We start from the raw sequence: 26,112 nt of genomic DNA, 5'->3' as shown, positions 1-26,112 counted from the left end.
TTGTCTTCTTGGCCCAGCGGCAAGGTTGCGACAGGATACCGGCGATGATCGACCCGGCACGAAGACACTGACCAGGATCTGCGGCAGACAATCTTCGTTCTGTCATCGTGGCTTCTTCATTGCTTCCAGTCCGGTTGCGAGCGGACAATTTACTGCACCCATCCCGCTCAGGTCACGCCATCAGACTTAACCTGAAGGGAGGGGTGCTCCTGTTACACGAACTCAGCGTTCCAACGCTCCAATTCCTGAAAAGCGGAACGCTTCTTGTTGCAGCGCGTCAAGTTCCTCTGCCGACATCTGGTCATGAGCGACCGTAATCCGCCCGAGGAAGACAAGCGGCAACTCGCTTGCGCGATCCTCAAGATCAGCTTTGATCGCCTCGGCTGTCGCAGCGCCGACATCATCGCCCATGCGCATCGGTGTGGCGTCTAGCTCTCCGCGTCGGATCGCATCCAGCTCAAGCCCCGTTCCACCCCAACCGGTCGAGAAGATGTCTTTCTCTTTCCCTTGCGAGAGTTGCGCCTCTACGCTGCCCATTGCCATCGCTGTGTTGGCGTTGTGGATGATAGTGGCCTCGGGATAGGCCTGCATGATAAGTGATGTGCCTTCGAATCCGCCTTCACGCTGATACTCGCCATAATGCTCGTAAACGGTGGTCCAACCGGCTTTGTCTTCCACGCAGGCTTTGAAGTCACCCGAGCGTTGATTGTCAGTAATGCCCGGAATGCCACGGTTCATGGCCATGGTTACACCTTCTCCCAAGCGGTCAATCATGTAATCGCACATGGTCAGTGCGCCCGCAGCCGACGAGAAGTCGAACCACACATCGGGCTGGTTCGCCAGATCCTTCAGCGGTGTGTGGAATGCCCAGACAAAGGTGCTGAAACCATCATTGCCAGCCAACTTGTCGATATTGTCCGCCTGAATTTCAAGCTCGGAGGGCCCGAAGATCACATAGTCATACAGGTCCGCATCCTGTTCGACCTGGTTTGCGTAGGTCGATTGCAGCGAGTGTTCGATCTGGCGCGACGCGAATTCGGTGGTCTCATAGGCGATGCCCAACTGATCCAGACGTTTGGTCAGCGCCAGATAGTTGCGCGCCCAAAAGTCCGACGTATCCGCCGAGGGATAGATCAGCGCGATTTGAATTGGGTTTTCCAGCGTACCGCTGAACGGCACCGCCTCGGAACCGACAACCGCTTGCAAGGCTTCCAGCTTGCCGTCCGCATTCACCTCATCCGGCACCCAATAGTTGCGCTCGGCGATATCTGGCAGCTCTTTCAGCGGCAGCTTACCATGGCCGTCCGCGATTGCCGCGGCAGACCATGCTACGCTTGTCATCAAGGATACAGTGGTTAAAAGTCTCATGATGGTTCCTCCCTTTGCATGAGAGCGGAGCCTAAGCCGGGCTCGGGGCTGCACCCCCGACCCGGCAACCCCGCATGATGCCGGTTAGCCGCTTGGTGCAGCCGATCCGGAAAACAGCGCCCCAATCGCCAACAGAGCGATCAGAATACTGATAAGAGCTGCAGAAAAACGCAGCATTTTCTGACCTTCAGGGGTTTGAAGACCGGCCAGCCAGCCCCCTGCCCCATCCCGATCTTTCTTCTGCATCCAGGCATACAGCGCCACTGAGCTGACGATCACAACGCCCGAGGCCACAGATTGCCAAAAGAACTCGATCCGCAGTGTGACCAATGCGTTGATCATCATGCTGAGCAGTAGAACACCCGCAAATGAGCCAAGCATTGAGGCACGACCCCCGAACAGTGATGTGCCACCGACAACCACAGCCGCAATCACATGCAGGTTGAAATAGGGCGCAGATGTCGCCTGAATGGCGTTCAGCTTGCCTGTCAACATGACACCCGCCAATGCAGCACAAGCCCCGCACAGAACATAGGCGTAAACCTTGTGCCGGTTGACCGAAATGCCCGTCAGTTCCGCCGCTTCGGGGTTCGACCCGATTGCGATGGTGTAACGCCCGAAATAGGTTCGTTTGAGCAAAATATAGCCGCCGATCATGGTCGCAATTCCCAGAACAACCGGGATCGGGATAAAACCGGGGATCTGGCCACGCCCGATCTCGGTCAGGAAATCGGGGAACCGGGCAAGCACCAGCCCCTTGGCAATCACCAGAGCAAATCCGCGATAGACCAGATCCATCGCCAGTGTCCCGATCAAGTCGGGCACATTGAAACGGGTGATGATCAAGCCGTTGATCAAGCCCATGATCGCACCCAAAGCAATCGCAATCGGAACCGCGATATAGACGCTGAACCCGTATTGCTTGATCAGAAAGGCCATAAGGATGCTGGACAAGGCAGCGATCGAGCCGATGGACAGATCAATGCCGCGCTGCGTGATGACAAAGGTCATCGCCATTGCCATGGGCATATATAGGGCTGCATCGAGCAGTATGAGGTTCAGGTTCGTTGCCCGGAAATACCGCGCAGGTTCGGCAATACCCATGAACATAAGGATTGCCAAAATCATCACCATCGGGCCGATGATGGCAATATAGGGCTCTAGCCGCTCGGTGAACGGTCGAGAGTCTGACATATGTGTATCTGTCTGAGCCATCAGGCTGCCTCCTCAGCGCCGACGATCATGCCCAGCACTTCCTGTGTGTTGCTTTCACTGGTTTTTACGACGCCAACCCGCCGCCCGCGCCGCTGAACATGGACTCGATCGGAAACCTGAAACACGTCATCCAGCGAGTGGCTAATAAGGATAACGGCGATGCCTTGGGCTTTGACCGTTTCGATCAGTTTCAAAGTTCGGGCCGTTTCCTGCGGGCCCAGAGCCGCAGTCGGCTCATCCATCACAAGCACACGCAGGTCTTCATGATAGACCGCGCGCGCAATCGCCACCGCCTGACGCTGACCACCCGAAAGGCTTTCGGTGGGCGCATCCATGGATTTGAGCCGCACGCCCAACCGCTCCATTAACACCCTCTCGGTTTCCGAGCGCATGCGCTTGTTGTCCAGAAACGTGATCCCTGCGACTTTGCGGGTCAGCTCATTGCCCAGGAACATGTTTGCAGCAGGATCAAGGTGATCGGCCAATGCCAACGTTTGATAGACCGCATCGATCCCCATCGCAGTGGCCTCGGCATGGCTGGAAAACCGTACCGGCTTATCATCAAGAAAGATATCTCCCTCGGTGGGTTGATAAACACCGGTCAGAACCTTGATTAGCGTTGATTTGCCGGCACCGTTGTCCCCGACGATGGCAAGCACTTCCCCGGCATAGGCGTCCAGATCAACATTGCTCAGCGCTGTCACGCCGCCAAATCGCTTGGTTATTCCGCGCATCTTTATAAGTGGCTCAGCCATAAGAAAGATACCCCTTCTGAAGGCGGTCGCCATCTGTCGGCTACCACCGGTTTCACTTGGCCAGAAGCCGCGTTCGCGCTGGCTGACCGTGTTTCTTTGTGTATTGGTTCAAACCGGCCCCGATCCGTGGACCGAGACCGGGGGGGAGAAGCTATTTGCCCCAGATTGCCTTGTAGGCTTCGCGATAGGGCGTATCGGGATCAAACGCATTGCCCTCGATCTTGTCCAATCCGGCCTTGGTCACCAGCGCAGGCGAGGTGACATAACCTGAACACGCCTCGCCCTGGATCGCGCGGTTCAGCTCATCCACCAGTTGCCACCCCTGCAGGTTCAGCGGCTCGGCCACAGTGATCGTCTGGTAATTGTCCGACCGGATCCGCTGGAACGAGGCCTCAGATCCGTCCCCCGCAGACCCCGCTTGCGGCCCGCTCGCGCTGTCGATCCCCGCCGATGCCAGCGCCGGGCCCATGAAGTCAAAATAGAGATCGTTGATCGCCAGCGCATGGGTCCAGCTGTCGCCGTATTTCTGCAACAGCGATGTGGTCAGCGGCCCCATCCGAGATGAAGTATCAGCAATGGGCGTGTCCACATATTCCAGCACCTTGCCACCGCCAGCTTCGATCACCTCTTGCAACCGGTCCGCCTTGTCGATGGCAATCTGATAGGTCGAGTCGGTAAAGATCACCACACCGATATCGGTCCCGCCATCCTCAAGCGCCCATTCGGCGGCCACTTCGGACACCGTCATCGCGTCGGTCGACACGTTGGCAAAGATCCCGCCGGGCGCGTCGCAGCCGATCACGGGTCCAGAATGCCAGGCGACCATCGGAATGTTGGCACCGGTCACACCTTCCAGCGCGGCCTGCTGCTCGACAGCGTCAAAACCGTTGATGATGATCCCGTCGGGTTGCAGTGCCAACGCCTGACCGATTGCCGCCGTCCGCCCCTGGATAGAGCCCGCTCCATCCAGAACACGAACCTCCCAGCCAATGGCGGCTGCGGCTTCTTCAACACCGCTGGTGACCCCAAGGATACCACCGTTTTTCAGATCACCCGCAAGCACCACGATCGATTTGCCATCAGCCGCCGCAGGGCCGGTTGTCGGACCATCCCAGGGAACTTCGGCAAGGCTGGTCCCCGCCAACATCGTGCTGGCCAACAGACCCGCCATGAATGTTCTTTTTTGCATCAGATTTCCTCCCTTTGCATAGATGTCGCCCACACCCCAAGGTGCGGCGGTTTGCTTCAGCGCTTGGCTGCACCCTTTCTGCGCTGTGCGTATCCTGCGATGCCGATGGCGATCAGCAGGGTAACCCCGTTGAAAAGCGGCTCGACCCAGAAAGAGCCGCCAAATTGTTGAATACCGGAAATGCCCACGGCCAGAATGGCGACCCCGACAACCGTGCCCCAAACATTTACCCGACCGGGTTTGATCGTGGTCGAGCCCAGGAAGGCACCGACAAGAGCGGGCAATAGAAACTCCAACCCGACCGAGGCCTGACCGATCCGCAGTTTTGACGCCAGGATCACACCGGCCAGCGCCGTCATCGTGCCCGACGCCATGAACGCGCCGATAACATATTTGCGGGTCGGAATGCCGTTCAGCTGCGCTGCACGCTGGTTTGCACCAATGGCATAGAGATAGCGGCCCACCGGCGTGTATTCGAGCACGATCCACAGCACCAATGTGATGGCCAGCAGATAAAACCCGGTGATCGGAAGCCCGAAGACAAAGGTTGTCGACAGATCATAGAACCCTTCGGGCAATGCGCCGACCATCTGCCGCCCGCCGGTATGCCAAAGCGCCAGCGCATAAAGAACGGTGCCGGTGCCCAGCGTGGCAATGAAACTGTCGATCTTGGCAACTTCGACCAGCATGCCGTTCAGAAACCCGGTAAAGGCCCCCAGAACCAGAACAATCGCAACCGCGATTGGCCAGGGCAGACCAAGCATGGTCTGCAAGCTGATGGCCAGGATGTGCCACAAAACGATGCCGTAGCCCACAGTCAAATCGATGCGCCCCGCCGCCATCGGGATCATCGCCCCCAGCGACAGCAAAGCGATGATCGCTTTGTCCGAAATAATCGCCCGCAGGTTCAGCATCGTCGGAAACGTGTTCGGCAAAAGCACCGAAAAGAGGCCAATCAGGAAGACCGTCAATATGACCAGACCGTAAACCGGTAGAAACCGCATCACCCGTTTGCCAAAACTCAAACCTTTCAGTTCGGCCTTTGTGGGTTCCAAAGCGCTGCTTTCAAGCGACTGCATGCGAGATATCCTTTCCTTGCCCGGCGTTGCTCGCCGATGCGGATTGAATGAGGTTTTCCGTCGATAGGCGCGTGCCGCTCAGCTCTTCGACAATCTTGCCCTGGCTGAACACAATGGCGCGGTGGCAGATCGTGGCGATCTCTTCGAAATCGGTCGAGACAACCAGAATGCCCACCCCCTGCCCTAACGCCTTGTTCAAAAGCGCATAGATTTCCGCCTTGGCCCCCACATCAACTCCAGCAGTCGGGTCTTCGCAGATCAACAGCTTGCGTTGGGTGGCCAGCCAGCGCCCGATCACCACCTTTTGCTGGTTTCCGCCCGACAAGGCTTCGATGGCCAGCGTCGGATCATTGGGCGACAGGCCCAGTTCAGCACCAATGGCTTCAGCCTGTTCAGCCTCGCGCGCCGGGGTCATGAAACTCAGCAATCGGCGCCCCAACCCGTCAGGGTTCAGAAATGTGTTTTCCCGGATACTCAGGCTCATCGCCACGGATTCTTCGGTTCGGTCCTTGGCCACCAGACCTATTCCGGCCTGCATGGCCGTTTGCGGCGATGTAAGATCCGGTACCTCACCGGCCAGCAGAACCTGCCCGTCATGCGGCTCGACCCCGAACAGTGCGCGTGAAACCGCCTCGTGCCCGGCCCCGCGCAAACCGACAAGGCCAACGATCTCGCCTTGCCGCAGCTCGAAGTTCAGCGCGGTGACATCACCGGCCGAGAAATCCGTCAGCGACAGGATGACATCGCCCGGCGGGGTCTCGGACTTAACAGTGGTCCGCGTTTTGCGACCCACGATCTTCAGCACCAGCTCTTCCGGTGTCGTGTGTTCAATACTTCGGATCCCAACCATTTCGCCGTCACGCAAAACGGCCACACGGTCGGCGATCTTGAAAATCTCGTCCAGGCGATGGCTGACATAGATCATCCCCACGCCTTTCTCCCGCAAGGGCCGGATAGCCGCGAAAAGCCGCTCGACCTCGTCCGCCGGCAACGACGCGGTCGGTTCATCCAGAACCAGAAACTCGCTGTCCACGGCCAATGCCCGCGCAATCGCCACCAGCGACTTTTCGGTCCGCGACAGATCCTCAACCCGGGTCGTGGGATCAAAATCACAATCTACCCGCGCCAGCGCATTTCGCGCGAACCGCTCAACATCCTTCCACTGGATCAGGCCCGACTGTTTCTTGAAGCCAAGCGCCAGCGCAATGTTCTCGGCAACTGTCATCCATTCGATCAACCCCAGATCCTGATGGATGAAAGCCACCTTCTGACGTTCACCAAATCCGGCAGGCCGATGATCATAGGGTTGGCCGTCAATCAGAACACGGCCCGAGTCCGGTTTGTGGATACCACCCAGAACCTTGATTAGCGTCGACTTGCCCGCCCCGTTCTCGCCCAGAAGCGCAACAATCTCTCCGCGCTCGACGGCCAGCGACACGTCGCGCAGCGCATATGTCCCACCGAAATGCTTATCGATGCTGTCAAACAACAGACCACTATGACGCTGCTTGTTCATTTGTCCTCCCCACGACACGGCATTTGCTTTTCGACAGCGTTACCCGTAACGTTCCGCTAGTGTTCGAGGAAAATTCCGCGCAGTCAAGAAAAAAGTTACCGGTAACGTAATTTGCGAAAATGACAGAAAAACCAAGCAAAACCAACAAGGTAAGCCTAGCCAAAGTGGCCGAGGCGGCGGGCGTTTCAAAAATGACCGCCAGCCGAGTCATACGGGGCGAAGGGGGCTATTCGGAAAAAACCCGCGACAAAGTGATGGCCCAGGTGGACGCTCTGGGCTACTTGCCGAATCGGCTTGCGACCGTTTTCGCCGGGGATCGTTCCTCGACTTTTGTAGGCGTCTCGATACCGGATCTGGGCAACGAGGTCTTTGCTCAGGTGCTTGAAGGCATCGACCAGAAACTGGGGTCACACGGCTATCAAACTGTCTTGGGGCTAACACAACATACGCTGGCTGAAGAAGAGAAATGGATCGAAACGGTCCTGTCCTGGCAACCCGCCGGGCTTATTCTGACAGGCCGGTCTCATTTGCCCCGCGCTACCGAGATGTTGCGCAATGCAGGAATTCCGATCGTTGAAATATGGGACCTGAATTCTAGTCCCCTAGACATCAGCGTCGGGCTTGCGCATTTCGACAGCGGCTTCGAAATGGGGCGCCACTTGATCGGGCTGGGATACCGAAACTTTGGATATGTCGGTACGTCGCACGATACAGCGAATGCGGCGTCCAGGCGTCTGGACGGGTTCAGCAAAGCGATAACCGACGGGGGCGGAACTCTCACCCGGAAATTCTGTCTGCATGACACGGCCAGCTTCTACCCAGGGTACTACGGTACCGAACAGTTGATCGCCACCGGGGCCATTGTCGAATGCGTCTTCTATCAAAATGACTCGATGGCGTTTGGCGGCATGCAGTATTGTGATCGAATTGGCCTGTCTGTCCCCCAGGATATTGGCATTGCCGGCTGGGGTGACATGCCGATTTCATCTGTGCTGAAAGCCAGACTGACGTCCATCCACGTCCCACACCTTCGGATCGGCCAGGCCGCCGCACAAGCGCTGGTTGCTCGGCTGAACGGAGAAGCGGTGAAGCCTTGCATCGACGTGGGTTTTCACCTCGTCCCTGGGCGGACTGTGCGATCTTAGGTGTTGCTCTCTCCTAGAGAAACGCAATCAAGTTGGATACCTAACATTCCAGTTTGTTTTGCCGCGTGGGTCGATGTGCATCCGAAACCACTGCAGAGGCGGACGTTACATAGGTCTGTGACGGGTGCTGTCAGACGAATTCGAACCAGTCTCAGTTCGCCGTAGAAACCGCGAACCGGTCCAGAACAAAGCTGACGCCACTCGGCGAAGGCGGCGGCCAGGGTCAGCTTGAAGGAGTTTCGGCTAGTGAGCGATCTTTCCCGGTTGAAGTGGTTGTAGGCGGACGAATGAACGGTGGCGAATTTCTGCAAACTTCGCATGCGCCTGAAACCTTCCATTACGCAATCAACCTATTCTGTCCCATGGATGCTGATGGCAGACAATTGTCACCAATCTGGCCCGATGGTCTCGAGTATTCAGGGATCGATTTTTTCGCCTGGATGCTGAAAGTAAGGTTGTCGAACACTTTGATATTCTTCAGGAAGTTCCGGCAAAACACGCGAATGACAATGGCATGTTTTAACCTAACCGTTCTGACGACAACGAAAGGAACTTTGAAATCTCTCATCGGCTGAGCCACGATGATGAAAGGGCACAAGTCTGATCCAAGAAACCCGCCGAACCATATCTATCAAGAACCTTGTATCTAGGAGAAACGTATGCTCCCGAAGTGTATTCTCGTGGCGACCCTCGGACTTTTGCAACCACCTCGCTTAAAGCCGGCGTTCAAATTCGTTTTTTGGCAGGCGCGACCAAGGACCGATTTGTTTTGACAAAAGTCGGAACGTGCGAATTAGCAGCATCGACCCTCAAAATTGACTTGTCGCTATCTGCCGGACGCCTGATCTTCGACGTTACCGAAAAAGGCGTGGGTGTGGAGGTCTTTCAACCGCTCGAATTCGTAGAGGGTGCTGAAGCTCTGCTTCATTTTCCATCGGTTGTGGACGCGCAGAGTACAATTGAGCTGGAGATTGCGTCCCTCACCGCCGGGGACAGGCTAGCTTGTACCATCGATGTAGATGACACAATCGGGCAACGCGAAATCACTGTAACAGGATCGGAGATCGAAGGCGCCACAGTATCATATTCTGATGCGGATGAAACCAGTACTGCGACTTTCTCATCCGAAGCACTTGTCAACGTGACAACGAAGGACTGATGAAGGCTGTCTCACAAGGTCGAATTGGTTCATACGCATAACTTACATCAAGCTTCGAATTTGGTAACACCAACGCAGAGGAACACTCGACGCCGGCAATCATGACGCGACAAACTCTTCAATAGTTGTTGCTCGAGGCGGTGCCCCGGGTTTCGCTGCGATGCAAGAAACTGCTCCAGTTCTTCACCTTGGATTGCATTGCTGGAGAATTAGAACTCACGTGACCTGGCGCTGTTTTCTGACGTTCTGCGTCTCTTTTTACCGGAAGTGTGATGACCTCTGTTGTGAGGAGATATATCGTTCTTTGTATTGACGCGTCACGACACTGCCCCACTTTTCTAACTTAGTTAGGAGCATCCTAAGTGTTTGTGAGGACCACCGCTTTATTGATTTTTGCTGTGTCGACCCCGGCCACGGCATTGCAGCTTCGCGAAACAGGGCGCTATGAGCTCGATCAACCCGCAAGTCTTGACTACGATCCGACGTTTTGTGGCTTGTGGATTGCGAACGAGGGCCCCGAGGCCATTCTCGTTACATTGCAGGGTGATGAGTTGCGCCGCATATCCAGTGATCTCTTCCGCATCAAAGCAATTGCTATTGAAGGGGATCATTTGTTGCTGGGCGATGGTCTCGGAAGTCTTCAACGTGTTACAAAGGAAGGAATGCCGCTCGGAGCACCTTTCAAACTGGACGGCGGTTTCGCAGATACGGAGGGGATCGCGATCAATGCCAAGGGGCAGATCGTGACCGTTGAGGATGACCCCGAACGGTTGTCCTGGTTCACTTCAGAGGGTGCTTTGACGGCGAGGTTGGATACCATGAAGCTCTCTCCCCCCTTAAGTGAGGCACAGGGCATCGCGATTGACGCACGCACCGGTCACATGTTGATTGTTGATGACTGGGAAGGGTCAAACGGCCTGTATGAGTTCACAGCGGATGGCAAATTGCTCGCCCAGCAAAGTCTGTTGGAATTCGGTACCGACCCGGAAGGCATCGCCATCAGACCGGGATCTAACCAATTGTTCGTGGCATTCGACGGCGGCGCAAAGATTGTGACATTTGATTACACTCCCACCTTGCCTGAAGGATTCCCGCCGCCTCCCCCGGGCGGAGATTGCATGATGTTTTAATAATTTGGCTAAGCTTTCTGGTTGGCTCTGGTTTTTCCTAATCCCGTTCGTTGTCCAAAGCTTCGCGTATGAGCGTCAGATTTGGCAGGGAATTTCTAAATGGGCCCGACCCGAGTTCGGACAAAACTGGAGCCAGAGCTTCCGACATCCGCTCGTTACACGCTTTCAAAAACTCCGCGCCTTGTGGCGTAGACCGGGCGATTTTCGAACGCTTGTCACTAGAGTTGACTTCAAGGGTAATCAGAGCATGGTTTTCAAGACTTGAGAGCATATGCGTCATCGAAGTCTTGGGCACTTGAAACGCGTTAGAAAGTTGCAGAGGAGTTTCCCCTTCTGGGCGCCGAACCAGATGGCCCAATATTCCAAACTGTGTCGCTGTCATTCTACCGGGCAGGAATGCTTCCAGCTTGGTCGAGATCAACTGATTAATGATCCCGACTTCGGTGAAAAACCGGTAAACTTCGCTGGTCTCATCTTCAGGCTTCATTCAGAATTCGGGTCTCCAGCGGCCAGCGGGGTGTGGCAATTGGCTCGGGCCCATGTCCCAAGCGCAACAACATTTGCACTGTGTAGCCCGACGGTGCAAGAAGCTCATGCGCCAAAGCATACTCATCTGCCATCTCAGGATACTCCTGAAGTGCCTGACTGACGGGATGAACGCCCAGACCCATTTCGGTAGTCTTTAGATAGAAACGCATCAATCGACGTCCGGCATCGAGTTGATCGCTTCGCGTATTTGTGGCTGTTGTGATGACTGCGTATTGCTGTGTCGAGTCTAGCATGGCGAAGTAGCCTCGCATATGTGACTGAGTGCCTGGGTGGTCAACATTCATAAGGGTCTCGTTGTCCAACAGACCCGTTAGTCGCAGCATTTCCAGCATGGGATCGCGCAACTCAATCCCGTCTGGGTTGGCGTTGATTTCTGCTTTACCGATCCGCATCAAGTCGACGGATTCTTTCAGGGCCGGTGGGGTCCGCATTTCGATTTCAAAAGCACGTTTCGTGAGGCCTCGAATACGGGCCACCAGATCCTCATCGGAAATTAGAGTGGCGTAGTTTTCAAGGACCGACACTTCCTCCTCGGAGAGCCGCTGTTCCGTGTATGGTTCTTTGTTTGAATGCCGGTTGAGGATTTGAGCTGAGAGTGGATCGGATGCCCCGCCTGGTACGAACACTGCTTCTGCGATGGGTCCGTCATCCCCATCTGGAAGTAACTTGACCTGGGCATCAAACCCGAGAGCCCCTGCTGCTAGAACCATCGTCTCAACAAATGCACCGAGGCCAATATAGAGTTGACGATGATAAGGATCGGTTTCTGGAAGCTCGCGATCTGTATCGCGGTGGATGCGCACTTTGTCTTGCCCCACCAACTCGACAAGCCAAGGTTGCAGATTGTGCGGATTGGGGGCGAGTATTGCGTAAGACAATGCTGCTTTGCGGGGATCGTGATAGGGTTTTGGCATCCATGGAGCCAGAGCACTATGGGGCGTGCGTGTCGCAAGAAATCCAGCCGCGCCGGTTATCGCCACTATTGTGCCTCCGCCTAGAATTTTCAGAAAACGTCTTCGGTTTAGCATTTTGAATCTCCATTAGTGCGATGTCGTACTATTTAATACGAAATCGTACCAAGTCAATCCTGATCAATATTCGCAAACTATTGTTTTGGTGCATGCCGGCTCCATTCAGGCGTTGTTCTAATTCAGAAACGCCACGAGCATTCGCGTGTTTTGTTTCAAGGCCTACCTAATTCAAAGTTAGATTTTGAATGCCCGTTTTGGGCTAATGCGGTCGTTGCCATCTGAATTTCCAATGGCTGCTTCGTCCGCACAGTTGTCATTCGTTGAAAATTTGTCGATGTCTCGTGTGCGGACAAAACCGCCATTTTAGGTCTCAAAACAATCTTCGCGAGAAATCTACAGTTAGCAGAGTACTCCCAATGTCGGGACGCAAATAAGAATGCCCAGCAATATTCCGGCAGTAATCGCTGCTGCGGCCTCACCCGCCTCACCTGCCGATATATTAGCATCTCTTTCTATATTATCAGCTTGTCTTTCTGTATTAACAGCTTGTCTTTCTATCAGAGACTTGCAGGGCTCCGCATCGACTGGACTATAAATCCGATGGATGCTTTCCGGGCTTTCAGGTGGTACCAGATAGCTCTTCCCATCTGCCATAAGTTGATAATCTCCAACAAGGTTGGGTTCGGTTCCGAATGCTTTAGTCGGATCCTGCACGCACACCAAAGTTGCATCCTCGCCAGTGTCCATCTTCACATTAAACCAGTAGAAGTCGCTTTTTTGATCTGCAACACAAGCCGCTAGCGTTCCACACAAGATAAATATGAGCAAACAGCGTAGCATCTGACTTCCTACTCCCGGAAACCACTATTATGTCAGGAACTAAGGAGCGCATTGACATAAATCAGACATCTTAGAGCAGCGACTGCTCCATTGAACGCGCAAGAACGTAGTTATGCGTGTCTGCTTCGGGCTCGAAGCGGCCGCTCGCAGAGTTTGGGCGAATTTCTGCTGTGCGGACAGAACAGCCATTGGCCCGCTTTCACCGGAGGACCGCACACAAGCGAAGGAGACATTTGCGAGCAAAACTCTGAGAACAATAAATTACGATTTGATTATACAAAATGCTGAAGTATCCTTTGTTGAAGTAACCACATATAGATTGGCTGTTTAGGAGGGGATGGTGAAAGTTCTTAGATCGGCGGTTGCAACAGCAATGATTGCAACGCTGATAACATGCCCTAATTTGGGCGCAGCAGACCAAGTCTCGGAGCAGATAGAAGCGCTGCTACGGTCAAATACGAATGCGAGTAATACACTTTCAAACAACAAGAGTTTGGACGCAGAAATCCTCCTACCTCGTTTCTATGCGGACAGAGAATTTACGCCAGCCTGGACCAGTTCTGAATTGGTTGACGAGCTTTTTGAGGAGTTGGATGGAGCCATTGATCAGGGCTTTACGCCGAGGGACTTCAAACTAGAAGAGCTTCTATCCGCATTCAAAGCCTCACAGGGTGGCGATGCCGCCAGTCGAGCTTCATTCGATATTCTGGCGACTGACGCGGCCGTAAAACTCGTACACCATTTGGTGTTTGGAAAAGTCGATCCAAATGCGCTAGACGACGATTGGAATTTCTCAAAACCAGTAATTCAACAAGACCCTTCCGTTGTATTGAGCCAATATCTTCAAGGTGAAGGCTTCAGCGCTTTAATTGAACGCATCGATATCGACAACGGGCAATACACGATGCTCGTTGATGCATTGCGCAAATACAGAGCTATCGCATCAAAGGGAGGCTGGAACACAGTCCCCGAAGAAACGGTTCTGAAGCCGGAAATGGTGGATCCTGCCGTCGCCGAACTGCGCAAAAGGCTAGCGACAGAAGGCTACGATGGAACAAATGAATTTCCAGAAATCAGCCAAAACGGAATAAATCCAGCTTGGGTTTATGACGATTACTTGGTGCAACAGGTAAAAACCTTTCAAAATCGTCACGGCTTGGAGGCAGATGGCGTCGTTGGCGGTAAGACCTTCGCGTCTCTCAACAAACCTGTCGAAGATCGCATAGATAAATTGCGGCTCAGCCTGGAGCGAGGCCGCTGGCTCATGCGCGAAATCGACGAAGAGTTCGTGCTGGTAAACATTGCGGGCGCCCGTACTTACTTGGTCGCGTCCGATGGGACGCTTTGGACTACTCGGTCGATCACAGGATCAGCCTACAGAAAAACCCCAGTGTTCCGAGATGAAATTGAATACATGGAATTCAATCCGACTTGGACTGTTCCCGCCTCGATTTTTCGGAAGGATAAGCTTTCGCGCATCCGCAAGGATCCAGACTATCTGGCGCGCAACAATTACGTAGTTCGGAACAAAGACGGGCAGACGATTCCTGCCAACGCTGTGAACTGGGGAGCAAAGAACCCCGGCGTCACTTTGGTTCAGCAGCCAGGACCAGACAATGCGCTAGGTTTAGTCAAGTTCATGTTTCCAAATAAATACGCAGTGTACTTGCATGATACCAACGACCGCAGCCTTTTCGACCGAAATGAGCGGAACCTCAGTTCCGGCTGCGTTCGACTTGAGTATCCGTTCGAATTTGCCAGCCTTTTGATGGAGGGAGATCCGGACTGGAGTCGGCAAAAAATGCAATCTATTCTGGATAGCGGGAAGACAACGCGAGTTGACCTACCCGAGCCCATGCCGGTCCTTTTGACCTATTGGACTGCATGGGTCGAAGATGGGGCCGTTCATTTCCGTGAGGACCCATACGAACGAGACGCTCGAATACTTGCAGCTTTGGACCGATGAACGCGTCATCCTAAAAGAGATGCGTAATTCCAAGCGTGCTAAATTGCTAGTAGGATTGGTGACTTCTTATTGGCGGAAATTCGAAGCAGTGTGAGCAGCAATAGGAGAGCACATGAGGGTTTGGCTCGCAAAAATAGTTGGGCTTGTTGCACTTCTCGCGTTCGCGGTAATCGCCTTTGTTTGGTTGTTGCTTGCTGCTCCAATGTTCTCGGACATGCGGCGCGATCTTTTAGAAAGAATTCTTTCGGAACAAATTGGTCGACCACTTCTTGTCAACGATGATGTAAGCGTCGCGCTTGGCCGCACGAGTTACATCTACGTCGGTGGTGTGGTCATCCCGAGCCTGACAATGCCGGAGTCAGCTCTTGTGGAATTGAACCTGCTGGAACTGGAGCTGGATATTGCCGCTTTGGCCAACAGGCGCCTGCATTTTGACAATCTCGCCGTGGAAGGCCTCCAAGCAAATCTTCTGACGACCGAAGACGGCACCACAAGCTGGCGAAAAGGCGAGCCAACACCCAAGCCAACTTCAGAGGAAACAGTATCAGCGGATGATCAAAAAGAGGTTGCGAGCGCTGATGGTTCCGATGAGACCGACACAGAAAGCAGTGGAATCCTGAACTTCTTGAGCGACAAGAACGTCAGTTTCAAGTCAATCGGGCTAAACATCGACGACAAGGTCTCGGGCTTCTCATTTGTGTTTGACCTTCAGTCCCTCGTGCTCGAACAAGTAGATAATGGACAAAGAACACAGGTCTCTGGTTCCGGCTCCGTCAACGGTCAGGTTTTCGAAATCGAAGGCGACTACCCCCGTGACGCACCATTTACGACACGCGCCAGTTTTGGCGAAATGACCGTAAGCTACGATGGCGAGCCCTTCTCAGCAGACGAAGGGGGCGGTTATCGCGCAGTCTTGGAGATGGACACCGGTGAATTCGGTGATTTTCTGGACGTCGTTGGGCTGGAACGTGTTCTGGAAGGCAATGGTCAGCTGCAAGCAGAACTCGTGTCTCGGGACGCTCTGAAGATTGAGGCGTTTACAACAGCTGTAAGCCTGGAGGATGGGCAAAAACTCGAAGCTGAAGGTTCAATAGATGACCTCTACAACGCTCAGGGCGTCGATCTGCTTTTTAATGTGCGGCTTCATCCCGAAGGACGGCCGCCGCCAGCAGCGAAAAGTATCCAGGAACTGAAATTTACCGGCTTTGAAATGCACATGGTCGGATCCCTGGCTTCCTTCGAATTCGAGAAGTTGCTGTTCCAGACTAATGCGTTTGACCAGGGGTTAGACGTAATCGGTCCAGCCTCTATCGAAAGCATTCGCCGCATGCCAGACGGCCGGCTCGCCATGCTGGGCATCGCGTTGCAAGCCGGGCCAATTGAAGAGCCTGTCCTGAAAGCCGAAGGTGAAATCCTCGATCTGCTTCAGCTTCGGGACGTAACATTCGATGGCGTGCTGAACGGGCCCGCCAAGTTGGTTTTGCCCAACCTTGATGAAGACTATGTTGACCAGTTCGGGGGCATCAAGGCCGATTTCAACATATCCAATGCGGGCGGGCCGGTTTCACTCAACAGGTTTAACGCGACTACTTACGACACCGATCTCTGGGCGCTCGATCTCGCACTATCTGTCAACGAGCTAAAAGGTCTGGCCGGTCTCGATTTCGACGTGGAACTGGATGTCGACGACAGTGCCCAGTTTCTGAACGCGCTCAAATTGCAACCTGTCGGAATTGGCGCACTGGCTATCGATGCTGAAACCTCTAGGCAGGGCGAAGACTTTGATGCCGCAATCAAGTTCGAAGCAGGATCTTCGCATCTTCTTGCAGCTTTGGATGCGCGGTTTCCCGAAGGAGCATCCGTCGTCCGTGGCAACATTACGAGCAACAGGCTCGATCTCAACGACCTGAAGAACCTCACCTCCGTACTGGACCAATTGAAAAGCCTGGTAGGCGAGACCTCGCGAGAACCTGAAGCAGAAGTTCAGCCTTTGGTTCTGCCGAAGGAGACAGACTTCCAGCCCTTGGTGTTGCCAAAGGAGAAAGGGAAACCTGCCGATCTTCTGGATGTGCAGCGCGTGCTACGTGAAGCTGACATCGAGGTACAGATCGAATTCAATGAGATTGTGGGCCAGCAAGGCGTAACATCCGCATCAAGCCAATTGTCCGCAAAAGACGGAACCGTGGATTTCGGCCCCCTTCAGATGGCTTACGGTGGCGGAAACTTCAGCCTTCGGGCGGTCATGGACCTGGTTGATTCACCTGATTGGCTTTCGTTGTCGGGATCGACCTCAGGATGGGAGTTCGGTGAGATCCTTGATGAATTGGGAATTGGTATCGATGCCTATGGACGTTTGAGCGGTGAATTCAACGTTTCTGGCAGTACCGCCTCGGGCAAGGACTTCATCAACTCGATGGGCGGCAAAGCGTCTTTGTCGATGTCGCAGGGCTACATCAGTACCAGCCTATTGGAACTGGCGGGGCTGGGTATCCTCCCGTGGCTGTTTTCAGAAGAGTTCCGACAAGGTTACACCGACATCACTTGCGTGGTCGCTCCGGTTGAAATTCAAGCTGGTCGGGTGAGCTCGAACTCCATCGTCATTGAAACGGGATCGGTTCAGTTGGTTGCAAAGGGCCAAGTGGATTGGCTGAACGATACGATAACAATAAGAGCGGAGCCGCGGCGCGTTGGCAAACCCCTGTCCCGAAGCGCTTGGCCCTTTGATGTTACGGGCCAGCTTACGTCACCAAAGTTCAAGCTGGATGTGGGCGGCTCGAGAAACAAGGCCCCGGAAGGCGCTGATGCCATGCCTGTCGACAGGCAACCTTGTGTGCCGGACGTCAATCAATTGCAATAATTGGACGCTACCTAGTTCTTTAGTGGTTCCGGTTGTTCGGCCTGACACGTCAGAACGGCCTTAATGGCTTTGGCAGACCCGCTGAGGTCGAGTTCAACATCGGCCCCACTTTCACCAATAACCTTAACACTCTGGCGTTTTCCAAACTCGGTTACAAACGCCGGGTTGTCGAAAAAGGCGTAGCCACCGGGTACGCCATTCTTGAAGACACCAACCGCCTCGCCTTCGAATTGCGCATCACCAAAATCGAACTGTACGATCCCGGTCGCCCCGTCCTCGATTTGAACCCAGGCCGGATTAAAAGCAGCAAAAAAACCGCCGGACTGATTGGGTGCTGCGCCAATTTCAACGGTCATGCCATTTTCAAAAAGCTTCCACGCGAGACAGCCGTTTCCCTTTTCGGGATCTATCAGGATTGTCCAGTCCCCGGATTCACCCCACCGTTCCATACCGGCGGCATGAAGTAAGCTTGCAAAAAACAAGGCCAATGTTGTCAGCACATACCTGTACATTTTTAACCCCAGATTAGTTGTGAAGGTTTACCCACCCTACCAATCAAGGAAGATCAATCAAACGATACAGAAGAAGCATAATCAGGACCCAAGTTGTTCGAGCGCAACCGTAAAGTCTGCTTCCTGCTCATAGCCGTATACGCTGCTATTGGTGGGAATGCCTAGTTTGAGCAATCTGCTGCACGAGATCGTCCCGCGACCAAAAGGAGATCTGGATGATCGATAAACCCACAGAAAACCTTCATTCCGACCCCGCTAAGCACAGATCGGCGAGACCAGCTCCGGAGCCTATAACTGAGACGCTGCGAAAACTCATGGCGCGCCGCACCTGAGCAACAGGTTTGCAGATCCAAAAGAAGTTGGCTGGCAGCAGCATACGATACGCGCGGCGATCCCGCGCCTGCGGTCGTCGGGCGCACCTGTTGAGCATAACAGTTCGGGCATCCTCAGATGACATTCGCTTCAACCGCATCGTTAAAGAAGTTTCTATTGTCTGCACGCGGTCGTTCCTGACATTTGACACAGTTCCATAAAGATCAGCTTTACTGCCTTCGGTCTGCACACGTTACCTGTGTCGCCCTCTCCATATGCCGCCAGCAGAATGTAAGCGCTTGCATGGCGCGGTGTAAGCGCTTACATTGCTAAGAATCGCCTGAACGAGGCGACGGGGAGAACAAATGCCGTATTTGATCGCACTGGCTCTGGTGACGCTGTTCACCGTTAATGTCGTGATAGGCGCGATAGGAGACGCGCCCATCGTAGGCACGGTGACCGAGATGGTGATCCTTTTCGCGGCAGCGATTTCGTTTTCCGTTGGCATCCTGCGTAGCGAAGCGCGGGCAAAGTCAAATCAATCAACAACAGACTGAACCTATCTAAAGGGAGGATGTATTTTGGATAGCGAAGATAAGGAGTTGGTGTCAGCTGAGCGCCGAAATTTCTTGAAGCTGGCGGGATCCGGCGGGTTTACAGCCGCGTTGGTGGCGGGTGCAGCAGGTGTGCTTTGGTCAGACCAAGCGGCAGCACAAACCGCTGCCGAAGAGAGAGACCGAGAGCGGGCAGCGGAACACGTGATGACTTTGGCAACGGCATACGTCATCGGGGCCTCGCGTTCGTACCCGATCATGCAGTTGAACTTGAAAGAAAACATCCAGAACATGACCAATGGAAAGGTCTATGTGCGGCTGGCGCCCGGCGGCCAGCTGGGTGCAGGTGGTGCCCTGGCTCAAGCGGTTCAGGGTGGCACGATTCAAGCTGCGCAGCACTCGGTGTCTAATTTCGCACCGTTTGCGCCGGTTACTGACCTGATTAACCTGCCCTATTTTTGCGGCTCAAACCAGCGGTTCACTAACCTGACCTCGTCAGATGCGTGGAAAGCAGAAGTCGACCCGAAGATCGCGGCTTCCGGATTCAAAGCGCTCTTTTACATTGTGATCGACCCGCGTGTTGTTGCTGTACGTAAAGGCGGTAGCGCGATCATAACCCCGGGCGACATGGCTGGAGTCAAGTTCCGTGTGCCAGGCTCAGCGATGCTGCAGCAATACTACGGCCTTGTAGGCGCAAACCCCACTCCGGTTGCTTGGGGCGAAACACCTTCTGCAATCCGACAAGGTGTGGCTGATGCGCTTGATCCCTCAGTCGGGGCGCTCAATGTTTTCGGCTTCGCCGAAATCCTCAGCCACGTGACATTCACGCAAGCTGTGCCGGACAGCCAAGTCTACTCTATCAACCTCGAATGGTTCAACGGTCTACCAACTGACGTCCAAGAAGGCATCGAGTTTGCGGGTGAAGTGACCCAGCACCAGAACCTCGCCACCGTGCCAGGCTCACGCTCTTACGCGATGGCCGAGCTGATCAAGAATGGCGTCGAGTTCCACTCGCTGTCCGAAGATCAACTAGCCGAATGGCAAGAAGCAGGTGGCTATCAGCGCAGCGAATGGGACGGGTTTAAGACCGATCTCGCGGGCTCGATGGATACCTTCGCCAAGCTAGAAGAGGCTGCGGGCACCCGAGGCCGCTTCTACGTTCACGACGCCTAGTACAACCACGGGACCTGCGTCGCCCTGGCGCAGGTCCTATCCCGCTTTTTCCAAACAGACCGACCGCGGTGTTTCCAGACATCACGCAAGCGCGCGTCGAGGTAGGAGAGTCGCATGTCAGACATCTACAAAGCTATAGACAAGAACGGCGAACGATGGATGCTATTGGTATTCTACGTGATGCTCGTGGGAACCATGTTCATCGAAGTTGTCCGGCGTGAGGTGTTTTCCTATTCCTCAATCTGGGGTGAAGAGATGGTTCGCTATTCATTCATCTACCTTGCATGGATTGGGGCGGCTGCGGCGGTCAAAGAACGCGGACACATCCGTATAGACGTCCTGATGCACTACGTTCCCGGCACAATGAAAACGCTGCTCTACATTTTTGGTGACATCGTCATGTTCATCGTGGCTTTGGTGGCCATCTACTGGTCCTTTGAAACCGTTCACGTTTCTTGGAAGTTTGGCTCGGTGACACATGGCTTGCGGATTTCCCAGGTGTGGTTCCTCATGGCTGTGCCCTTTGGTTTTGCGTTGGTGATCTTACGGTTGGTGCAAAGCTTCCTACGCGATGTTTCAGACCTTCGAAACGGGCGTCCCGTTTACGAAGGCGACAAGCTGTTTGATTGAGTGAGACAAAGCGATGCTATTTGGAACACCCCAACAAGTTGAACTGATCCTTGGATGGGACTTCTACGGCCCGGTCCTCCTATTTATCTTCCTGGTAGCAATGGCCGTGCCGGTCTGGGCTGCTATTGGCGCTGCAACGATCTTGATGCTCGTTTGGTCAGGTGCGTTGCCACTAAGTTTGATGGGCGAAAAGCTTTTCTCGGGCATAGATGCGTTTGCGCTGACCGCTGTGCCACTATTTATCCTTACAGGTGACGTACTTGTTCGCACTGGGCTCAGTCGAAAGTTTCTCGATGTGGCAGAGGCTCTAACATGCTGGGCCAAGGGTGGCTTTGGCTCTGCCACGGTGCTCGTTTGTGGCATGTTTGCCGCGATTTCGGGCTCTGACGCCGCAGGTGCTGCGGCCGTAGGCAGGATGACAATCGATCGGCTGGTGGAATCTGGCTATCCGCGCGCTTATGCTTGCGCACTCGTCGCGGCCGGGGCATGTACTGGCATTCTGATCCCGCCTTCGATTGCATATATTATTATTGGCCTCGTCCTCGGTATCGCAGTTTCGACGCTCTTCTTGGCGGCGGTCATCCCAGGCCTACTGATCCTTCTATCGATTCTCGTGACAAACATCGTGATGAATCGTCTCAATTTGTGGGAAGGCGGGGGCATTATGACGGCCGCTGAATGGCGCGCAAATCTGTGGAAGACCGTGAAATCAGGCTGGTACGCCTTTCTCGTTCCCGGCATCATCTTTTTCGGTATATTCTCGGGTCGCCTAACCCCTACGGAAGCGGGCGCTGTCGCGGTGGTCACCACAATTGTGATTGGCTTCATTATTGGAACGCTCAAGTTCTCGGACTTTCCCGCGATGCTTGTCAGTTCCGCCAAGGTCAACGGTGTGATCTTGCCGATCATCGCGTTCTCGATCCCACTGGCTGAAGCTCTTGCTATTATCGGAGTACCGCAAGGTTTTGTTGGCGCTCTGACGTCTATGACCTCTAATGAGTACTTACTCATCGGCATCATGGTTCTGATCCTCGTAGCCGCCGGCTGCGTGATGGAGACGACGCCGAATATCGTGATCCTCGCACCGATCCTCTTCCCGCTAGCGCAAGAGATCGAGATGAACGATATCCAGTTTTGCATTATGATGATCACAGCGCTTGGTGTTGGGTTTATCACACCTCCGCTTGGGCTAAACCTCTTCGTGGTATCCGGTATAACCGGCGAGTCGATCCTAAAGATCGCCTATCGCGCCATCCCGTTTGTCTTCTTCATGCTAATCGTTACGCTGATGATCGCATACATCCCCGCGTTCTCGACTTCACTGCTTCCCGACGTCTACCAATAGGACAACAGCTAGGTGACGCGCGACTTTCTCAGTAGGACCATACTGTTCGCTCATAGTGTCGCAACCTACGTCAACGAAATCGTCCAGAGGACCCTCTATGTAGTTGAAGGCGGCGGCTATACCAAAGAGCTTGAATGCGCGGCCAAGCGCATCCTCTTTGGGCGCGCTGACGTCGAAATGCTCGCAAGCCCATCGGAAAACTTAGTCCTAACCGATAGCAAAGTCGCCCCGATGTTTGCTGCAACCGACCGAGCGATCAGGCCACGCACTGCCCTAGCTGGCGCGTCTGCCGTGTGACAGATAATTTGACCAATGTGACCTATGTCCAGCCCTGACTTTGAGAGAAACAGCTATGCCGAAATCAATTCTCATACCCGTCGCCATTGATCACGAAGCGATGGTAAGCTCCAAGATCGCCACTGCGCAAAGTATGCTCGAGGAAGGGGGGACGATCACGTTGCTCACCGTGCTCGAACAAATTCCTGGTTTTGCTGCAGAATTCGTCACAGTTAAGACCGAAAACCACCTGACAACGAAGATAATGAATAAACTCAAAAACCTTGCCGTCGGTGAAGATAACATCGAGTGCAAGGTGACGACTGGAAAACCCGGGATGCGCATCGCGGAAATTGCGGCCGAGATCGGCGCTGATCTCATTATCGTTGGGGCTCATCACCCCTCGGCGGTCAACTACTTCATGGGGTCCACCGCCTCACGTGTAGCGCGTCGTGCGCCGTGTTCTGTGCTAATTCAGCGATAAACGGAGGGTTGGATTTGCGGCACAGAAAGGAATGAATGCTCGTCGGGGTGCTGTCAGACAAATTCGAGCCAGTCTCAGCTTGCCGCGGAAACCGTGAACCTATCCGGAACAAAGCTGACGCCACTCGCTAAGAGCAACGGCGCGGGTTAGCTTGAAGGTGTCTCGACTGGCTAGCGATTTTTCCTGGTTGCAGTGGTTATAGACCGAGGAATGGACGGATGCGAATTTCTGTAGACTTCGCATGCGTCTAAAACACTGCATCGCGCGTTCTCGTCGCCGGAACCGGAGGTGCGGGTTCTCAACGCGGTTATTGAGCCACCTGCCCGTCTGCTGTTTTTCAAGCGCGCCCATTTCTCTGAGCGCAGCCTTGTAGGAAGCGAAGCGATCTCTGACGATCGCTTCGGCACAACCGTGCCGCTTCATCAATTTCTTTCGGAATTTCAGTGCTGCAGCTTTGTTTCGGCGTTTGCTGACAACGGCTTCCAACACCTAGTCCTCATGATCGACGGCCCGCCAGAGGTAGTGTCTCTTGCCATTCACCTTCACAAAAACCTCGTCCAAGTGCCACTTCCATTTGGAGAACGTGCGCAGCTGTTGAACACGCTTTCTTCTAATCTCAGCAGCAAAAATCGGGCCAAACCTGTTCCACCAATATCGGACAGTTTCGTGGCTCACGTCGATGCCTCGCGCATGCAACAGATCTTCGACATTCCGAAGCGAGAGCGGGAAACGGATGTACAGCATCACCGCAAGGCGAATGATCTCGGGGCTGGTTTTGAAATACTTGAAAGAGGCAGGTTTGGTTATTTGTAAATGCTATGCAACTGCCCTGCCCCGCATAAGCAAAGTTCTTCTCAAGACCATTCTGACAAGACCTCCCGACAAAGGCTGGTATAGTCTTTTGCTACACCGTGTCTTTCGTAGTTTCCCTCAATACCAAGCGCGTTGAAGTCCGCGTGTGTTGTGCTGGCGTGGCACCATCCTGCAACCACAGCAAAACAGTGTCCGCAACTTGTTCGCCAAATTCAGAGACGCCGCAGTGTACGGTAGACAAAGCTGGCCAGCATTCTGATGCTTCCTTGATGTCGTCGAAACCGACTATCTGAAACTCTGTGCCAATCTTAACCTGAGCTTCATGGCAGGCATTAATCATCCCAAAAGCAACAAGATCATTGAAACAAACCGCGGCATCACACGCCGGTTGCTCCTTGAAGAGGCTGACTGTTGCCTTATGTCCGAATGATCGGCTGGACTCCCCCGTTTTGACAATAGGCTGCAAGTGGTTGTCTTTCATTGCACTAATATAGCCGGACAGTCTTTCCTGAGTGACTTCAGCACCATCCAGACCACCGATGAAGGCTATGTTCCGCGCGCCCGTTTCGATCAGATACTGCGTTGCCGCGCGCCCACCCTCTGCGTAATCCGGTGCGATAAAGGGAAATCTGCCTGTTTCGCTTTCAACCTGTCGCAAGACTTGCATCAACGGAATGTCAGCTCGCTCTACCGCGGAGAGGGTGTTTGTTACATCGCCATAAGCAGGCGATAGGATCAAAGCAGAAACACCGTGCTCAAGCATCGCGCTCACCACCTGATCCTGAAGTTCGGGGTCTTCGTTTGTGTTCGCCAATACGACCGCATAGCCTCTGGACGCCAGCGCCATCTGCAACGAAGTTGCAAACTCGGTGAAAAACGGGTTGGTCAGATCGTTTATCACCAAACCTATTAGCGACGTCCCCGTGGATCGCAGATTTGCCGCCGATCGGTTATAGACATACCCGATCTCTTTCATAGCGGATTGGACGAGCTTGCGTGTCTCCGGCTTTACCTGCGTACTGCCCCGCAACACAAGGCTTACCGTCGACTTGGAAACGCCCGCCGAGTTGGCGACATCTATGATCGTGGGTTTTCGCATTCAGGCTATTGTTCAACTCCATGCAAGCTGAGAAGAGTGGTCATCCGTGCTTTAGCCAGTTCAGGGTCTGAGAGTAAACCGGCCTGATCCGCCAATCTGAACACTTGCGCGTAGTGGCAGATGTCACGGCTGGATTGGAACCCACCTGGCATGATGAAATGGGACTGGGCTCCGTTAAGCCATGCCAGATAGGCAATCCCGGCTTTGTAGAACCGCGTCGGAGCCTTAAAAATCTCTCGACTGAGGGGAATAGTCGGTGCGAACAGCGCGTTGTAGCGATCCATGTCGCCCATAGCCAACGCCTCAAGCGCTTGGCTGGCGGCGGGGGCGATAGCAGCGAAAATGCCGAGCAGAGCGTGGGAAAATTGCTTTCCATCCCCGGCAATAAGATCAGCGTAGTTGAAATCGTCACCAGTGTAGAGGCGCACGCCGTCCGGCAACCGCGCGCGGAAGTATTCTTCGTGTGCCTGATCCAGCAAGGATATTTTTATCCCATCAACCTTGGCGGGATTTTCGTTAATCAGGGACAGTACAAAGTCGCTGGCCGCGTCGATATCCGTGCTACCCCAATAGCCCGTCAATGCAGGATCGAACATATCGCCCAGCCAGTGCAGGATAACGGGCTCCGCAGCCCCATCGATCAGCGCGCGGTATACATCATGGTAGGTGTCCGGACCTGCCTTGATCGATGGGAAGGCGCGTGACGCCATGAGGATCAATTGCCCTCCGGCGGCTTCGATCGCCTCGGCCTGTTGCTCATAGGCTGACAGGATTTCACCTGCGGTGTTCAACGCGCTTAGAGGCAGGTGATCAGTCCCTGCCCCACAAGCCACCCGAGGCGACAACGGATGTGCCTGCGCAGCCTTCATTGTGCGCTGGATCAGCTCCAGCGCGGTCTCCCAATCGACGCCCATACCCCGTTGTGCGGTATCCATGGCTTCGGCCAGACCCAGCCCCTGATCCCAGAGTCCCTGACGAAATCGCAGGGTCGCTTCCCAATCAACTGCGGGACGCCCATCCCAGGGATTACGTTCCGCCAGCGGGTCTGAAACCACATGAGCTGCCGCAAAGGCCGTGCGCGTCAGAGGCACCTGCGGCTTGCGCGGTACTAACGGCGTTCCGGTCAGCGCATAGGGTTCCGGCTGCCCCTCAGGATTCGGCAAAATCAATTTCAC

General features: G+C 54.3%; 22 protein-coding genes and 2 pseudogenes. 10 read left to right on the top strand and 14 right to left on the bottom strand.

Annotated features, from left to right (window positions below; all coding sequences use genetic code 11):
• Positions 1-222: 222 nt before the first annotated feature.
• The 6 genes from GOX45_RS01315 to GOX45_RS01290 all read right to left on the bottom strand — a co-directional run bounded on the left by GOX45_RS01315 (position 223) and on the right by GOX45_RS01290 (position 7,122).
• Positions 223-1,368: a substrate-binding domain-containing protein gene (locus GOX45_RS01315; protein ID WP_171097213.1), complete on the bottom strand. Its 1,146-nt coding sequence runs from the start codon at positions 1,366-1,368 to the stop codon at positions 223-225.
• Between the two features lie 84 nt (positions 1,369-1,452).
• Positions 1,453-2,583, bottom strand: coding sequence for an ABC transporter permease (locus GOX45_RS01310; protein WP_254445900.1), 1,131 nt, complete (start codon positions 2,581-2,583; stop codon positions 1,453-1,455).
• A complete protein-coding gene (locus GOX45_RS01305) occupies positions 2,583-3,338 on the bottom strand; it encodes an ATP-binding cassette domain-containing protein (RefSeq protein WP_171097211.1) in 756 nt (251 codons plus the stop codon). Before GOX45_RS01305 ends, GOX45_RS01310 begins: the two co-directional genes overlap by 1 nt.
• Before the next feature lie 151 nt (positions 3,339-3,489).
• Positions 3,490-4,527 (bottom strand): substrate-binding domain-containing protein, encoded by a 1,038-nt coding sequence (locus GOX45_RS01300; protein WP_171097209.1) that lies wholly within the window; start codon positions 4,525-4,527, stop codon positions 3,490-3,492.
• 56 nt (positions 4,528-4,583) lie between these two features.
• Positions 4,584-5,606 (bottom strand): ABC transporter permease, encoded by a 1,023-nt coding sequence (locus GOX45_RS01295; protein ID WP_171097208.1) that lies wholly within the window; start codon positions 5,604-5,606, stop codon positions 4,584-4,586.
• Complete coding sequence (locus GOX45_RS01290; RefSeq protein WP_171097207.1) at positions 5,593-7,122, bottom strand: sugar ABC transporter ATP-binding protein; 1,530 nt, start codon at positions 7,120-7,122, stop codon at positions 5,593-5,595. The genes GOX45_RS01295 and GOX45_RS01290 overlap by 14 nt, the downstream gene beginning before the upstream one ends.
• Before the next feature lie 119 nt (positions 7,123-7,241).
• Here GOX45_RS01290 and GOX45_RS01285 point away from each other — a divergent pair, with 119 nt between their 5' ends.
• Positions 7,242-8,267 carry a LacI family DNA-binding transcriptional regulator gene (locus GOX45_RS01285; protein WP_171097205.1) on the top strand — a complete coding sequence of 342 codons (1,026 nt, stop codon included), beginning with the start codon at positions 7,242-7,244 and terminating at the stop codon, positions 8,265-8,267.
• A 188-nt stretch (positions 8,268-8,455) separates the two neighbouring features.
• Here GOX45_RS01285 and GOX45_RS22025 read toward each other — a convergent pair.
• Positions 8,456-8,605, bottom strand: a pseudogene (locus tag GOX45_RS22025) (IS6 family transposase); the annotation flags it as partial.
• Positions 8,606-8,907: 302 nt separating this feature from the next.
• Here GOX45_RS22025 and GOX45_RS01280 point away from each other — a divergent pair.
• Together GOX45_RS01280 and GOX45_RS01275 are read left to right on the top strand one after the other, a co-directional pair.
• Entirely contained in the window at positions 8,908-9,426 is a 519-nt protein-coding gene (locus GOX45_RS01280) for an aggregation factor core (RefSeq protein WP_217350239.1), read from the top strand.
• Positions 9,427-9,788: 362 nt separating this feature from the next.
• Positions 9,789-10,556, top strand: a complete 768-nt coding sequence (locus GOX45_RS01275; protein ID WP_371808934.1) for a hypothetical protein — start codon at positions 9,789-9,791, stop codon at positions 10,554-10,556.
• Between the two features lie 37 nt (positions 10,557-10,593).
• On the opposite strand, the gene GOX45_RS01270 is transcribed toward GOX45_RS01275, so the two are convergent.
• The 3 genes from GOX45_RS01270 to GOX45_RS01260 form a co-directional block, all read right to left on the bottom strand.
• Positions 10,594-11,043 carry a MarR family winged helix-turn-helix transcriptional regulator gene (locus GOX45_RS01270; protein ID WP_171097201.1) on the bottom strand — a complete coding sequence of 150 codons (450 nt, stop codon included), beginning with the start codon at positions 11,041-11,043 and terminating at the stop codon, positions 10,594-10,596.
• Positions 11,033-12,019 (bottom strand): twin-arginine translocation pathway signal protein, encoded by a 987-nt coding sequence (locus tag GOX45_RS01265; RefSeq protein ID WP_254444239.1) that lies wholly within the window; start codon positions 12,017-12,019, stop codon positions 11,033-11,035. The genes GOX45_RS01270 and GOX45_RS01265 overlap by 11 nt, the downstream gene beginning before the upstream one ends.
• A 456-nt stretch (positions 12,020-12,475) precedes the next feature.
• On the bottom strand, positions 12,476-12,916 hold the full coding sequence (locus GOX45_RS01260; protein ID WP_171097197.1) for a hypothetical protein: 441 nt from the start codon (positions 12,914-12,916) through the stop codon (positions 12,476-12,478).
• A gap of 340 nt (positions 12,917-13,256) precedes the next feature.
• Here GOX45_RS01260 and GOX45_RS01255 point away from each other — a divergent pair, with 340 nt between their 5' ends.
• Positions 13,257-14,882, top strand: a complete 1,626-nt coding sequence (locus tag GOX45_RS01255; RefSeq protein ID WP_371808933.1) for a murein L,D-transpeptidase — start codon at positions 13,257-13,259, stop codon at positions 14,880-14,882.
• A gap of 112 nt (positions 14,883-14,994) precedes the next feature.
• On the top strand, positions 14,995-17,739 hold the full coding sequence (locus GOX45_RS01250) for an AsmA family protein (protein WP_171097195.1): 2,745 nt from the start codon (positions 14,995-14,997) through the stop codon (positions 17,737-17,739).
• A gap of 11 nt (positions 17,740-17,750) precedes the next feature.
• Here the strand turns inward: GOX45_RS01250 and GOX45_RS01245 are convergent, their stop codons facing one another.
• Positions 17,751-18,095, bottom strand: a complete 345-nt coding sequence (locus GOX45_RS01245; RefSeq protein ID WP_254445898.1) for a hypothetical protein — start codon at positions 18,093-18,095, stop codon at positions 17,751-17,753.
• An 833-nt stretch (positions 18,096-18,928) separates the two neighbouring features.
• On the opposite strand from GOX45_RS01245, the gene GOX45_RS01240 reads away from it, so the two are divergent.
• From GOX45_RS01240 to GOX45_RS01215, 5 genes are all read left to right on the top strand, one after another.
• Positions 18,929-19,120, top strand: a complete 192-nt coding sequence (locus GOX45_RS01240; protein ID WP_171097190.1) for a hypothetical protein — start codon at positions 18,929-18,931, stop codon at positions 19,118-19,120.
• 24 nt (positions 19,121-19,144) lie between these two features.
• The gene (locus tag GOX45_RS01235) at positions 19,145-20,290 is read left to right on the top strand and encodes a TRAP transporter substrate-binding protein (protein ID WP_171097188.1); all 1,146 of its coding nucleotides are present in this window, start codon (positions 19,145-19,147) and stop codon (positions 20,288-20,290) included.
• Between the two features lie 114 nt (positions 20,291-20,404).
• Positions 20,405-20,920, top strand: a complete 516-nt coding sequence (locus GOX45_RS01230; protein ID WP_171097186.1) for a TRAP transporter small permease — start codon at positions 20,405-20,407, stop codon at positions 20,918-20,920.
• 13 nt (positions 20,921-20,933) lie between these two features.
• Positions 20,934-22,265 (top strand): TRAP transporter large permease, encoded by a 1,332-nt coding sequence (locus GOX45_RS01225; protein WP_171097184.1) that lies wholly within the window; start codon positions 20,934-20,936, stop codon positions 22,263-22,265.
• 352 nt (positions 22,266-22,617) lie between these two features.
• Positions 22,618-23,025, top strand: coding sequence for a universal stress protein (locus GOX45_RS01215; protein ID WP_171097179.1), 408 nt, complete (start codon positions 22,618-22,620; stop codon positions 23,023-23,025).
• 99 nt (positions 23,026-23,124) lie between these two features.
• On the opposite strand, the pseudogene GOX45_RS01210 reads toward GOX45_RS01215, so the two are convergent.
• From GOX45_RS01210 to GOX45_RS01200, 3 genes and pseudogenes are all read right to left on the bottom strand, one after another.
• Positions 23,125-23,832: pseudogene (locus GOX45_RS01210) on the bottom strand (IS6 family transposase).
• A 97-nt stretch (positions 23,833-23,929) separates the two neighbouring features.
• Positions 23,930-24,937 (bottom strand): LacI family DNA-binding transcriptional regulator, encoded by a 1,008-nt coding sequence (locus tag GOX45_RS01205; RefSeq protein ID WP_171097177.1) that lies wholly within the window; start codon positions 24,935-24,937, stop codon positions 23,930-23,932.
• Between the two features lie 5 nt (positions 24,938-24,942).
• Positions 24,943-26,112, bottom strand: a complete 1,170-nt coding sequence (locus GOX45_RS01200) for a dihydrodipicolinate synthase family protein (RefSeq protein ID WP_371808932.1) — start codon at positions 26,110-26,112, stop codon at positions 24,943-24,945.

Source organism: Ruegeria sp. HKCCD7255, assembly GCF_013031565.1.
Taxonomy (GTDB): Bacteria; Pseudomonadota; Alphaproteobacteria; order Rhodobacterales; family Rhodobacteraceae; genus Ruegeria.
The sequence above is the reverse complement of the archived record's forward strand: the minus strand, read 5'-3'. Positions and strand labels throughout refer to the sequence as shown.

Bases quoted from the DNA above. Each gene is read 5' to 3' on its own strand.
- GOX45_RS01315 (WP_171097213.1), bottom strand. From the start codon at position 1,368: ATGAGACTTTTAACCACTGTATCCTTGATGACAAGCGTAGCATGGTCT.
- GOX45_RS01310 (WP_254445900.1), bottom strand. From the start codon at position 2,583: ATGGCTCAGACAGATACACATATGTCAGACTCTCGACCGTTCACCGAG.
- GOX45_RS01305 (WP_171097211.1), bottom strand. From the start codon at position 3,338: ATGGCTGAGCCACTTATAAAGATGCGCGGAATAACCAAGCGATTTGGC.
- GOX45_RS01300 (WP_171097209.1), bottom strand. From the start codon at position 4,527: ATGCAAAAAAGAACATTCATGGCGGGTCTGTTGGCCAGCACGATGTTG.
- GOX45_RS01295 (WP_171097208.1), bottom strand. From the start codon at position 5,606: ATGCAGTCGCTTGAAAGCAGCGCTTTGGAACCCACAAAGGCCGAACTG.
- GOX45_RS01290 (WP_171097207.1), bottom strand. From the start codon at position 7,122: ATGAACAAGCAGCGTCATAGTGGTCTGTTGTTTGACAGCATCGATAAG.
- GOX45_RS01285 (WP_171097205.1), top strand. From the start codon at position 7,242: ATGACAGAAAAACCAAGCAAAACCAACAAGGTAAGCCTAGCCAAAGTG.
- GOX45_RS01270 (WP_171097201.1), bottom strand. From the start codon at position 11,043: ATGAAGCCTGAAGATGAGACCAGCGAAGTTTACCGGTTTTTCACCGAA.
- GOX45_RS01265 (WP_254444239.1), bottom strand. From the start codon at position 12,019: ATGCCAAAACCCTATCACGATCCCCGCAAAGCAGCATTGTCTTACGCA.
- GOX45_RS01260 (WP_171097197.1), bottom strand. From the start codon at position 12,916: ATGCTACGCTGTTTGCTCATATTTATCTTGTGTGGAACGCTAGCGGCT.
- GOX45_RS01250 (WP_171097195.1), top strand. From the start codon at position 14,995: ATGAGGGTTTGGCTCGCAAAAATAGTTGGGCTTGTTGCACTTCTCGCG.
- GOX45_RS01245 (WP_254445898.1), bottom strand. From the start codon at position 18,095: ATGACCGTTGAAATTGGCGCAGCACCCAATCAGTCCGGCGGTTTTTTT.
- GOX45_RS01240 (WP_171097190.1), top strand. From the start codon at position 18,929: ATGCCGTATTTGATCGCACTGGCTCTGGTGACGCTGTTCACCGTTAAT.
- GOX45_RS01230 (WP_171097186.1), top strand. From the start codon at position 20,405: ATGTCAGACATCTACAAAGCTATAGACAAGAACGGCGAACGATGGATG.
- GOX45_RS01225 (WP_171097184.1), top strand. From the start codon at position 20,934: ATGCTATTTGGAACACCCCAACAAGTTGAACTGATCCTTGGATGGGAC.
- GOX45_RS01215 (WP_171097179.1), top strand. From the start codon at position 22,618: ATGCCGAAATCAATTCTCATACCCGTCGCCATTGATCACGAAGCGATG.
- GOX45_RS01205 (WP_171097177.1), bottom strand. From the start codon at position 24,937: ATGCGAAAACCCACGATCATAGATGTCGCCAACTCGGCGGGCGTTTCC.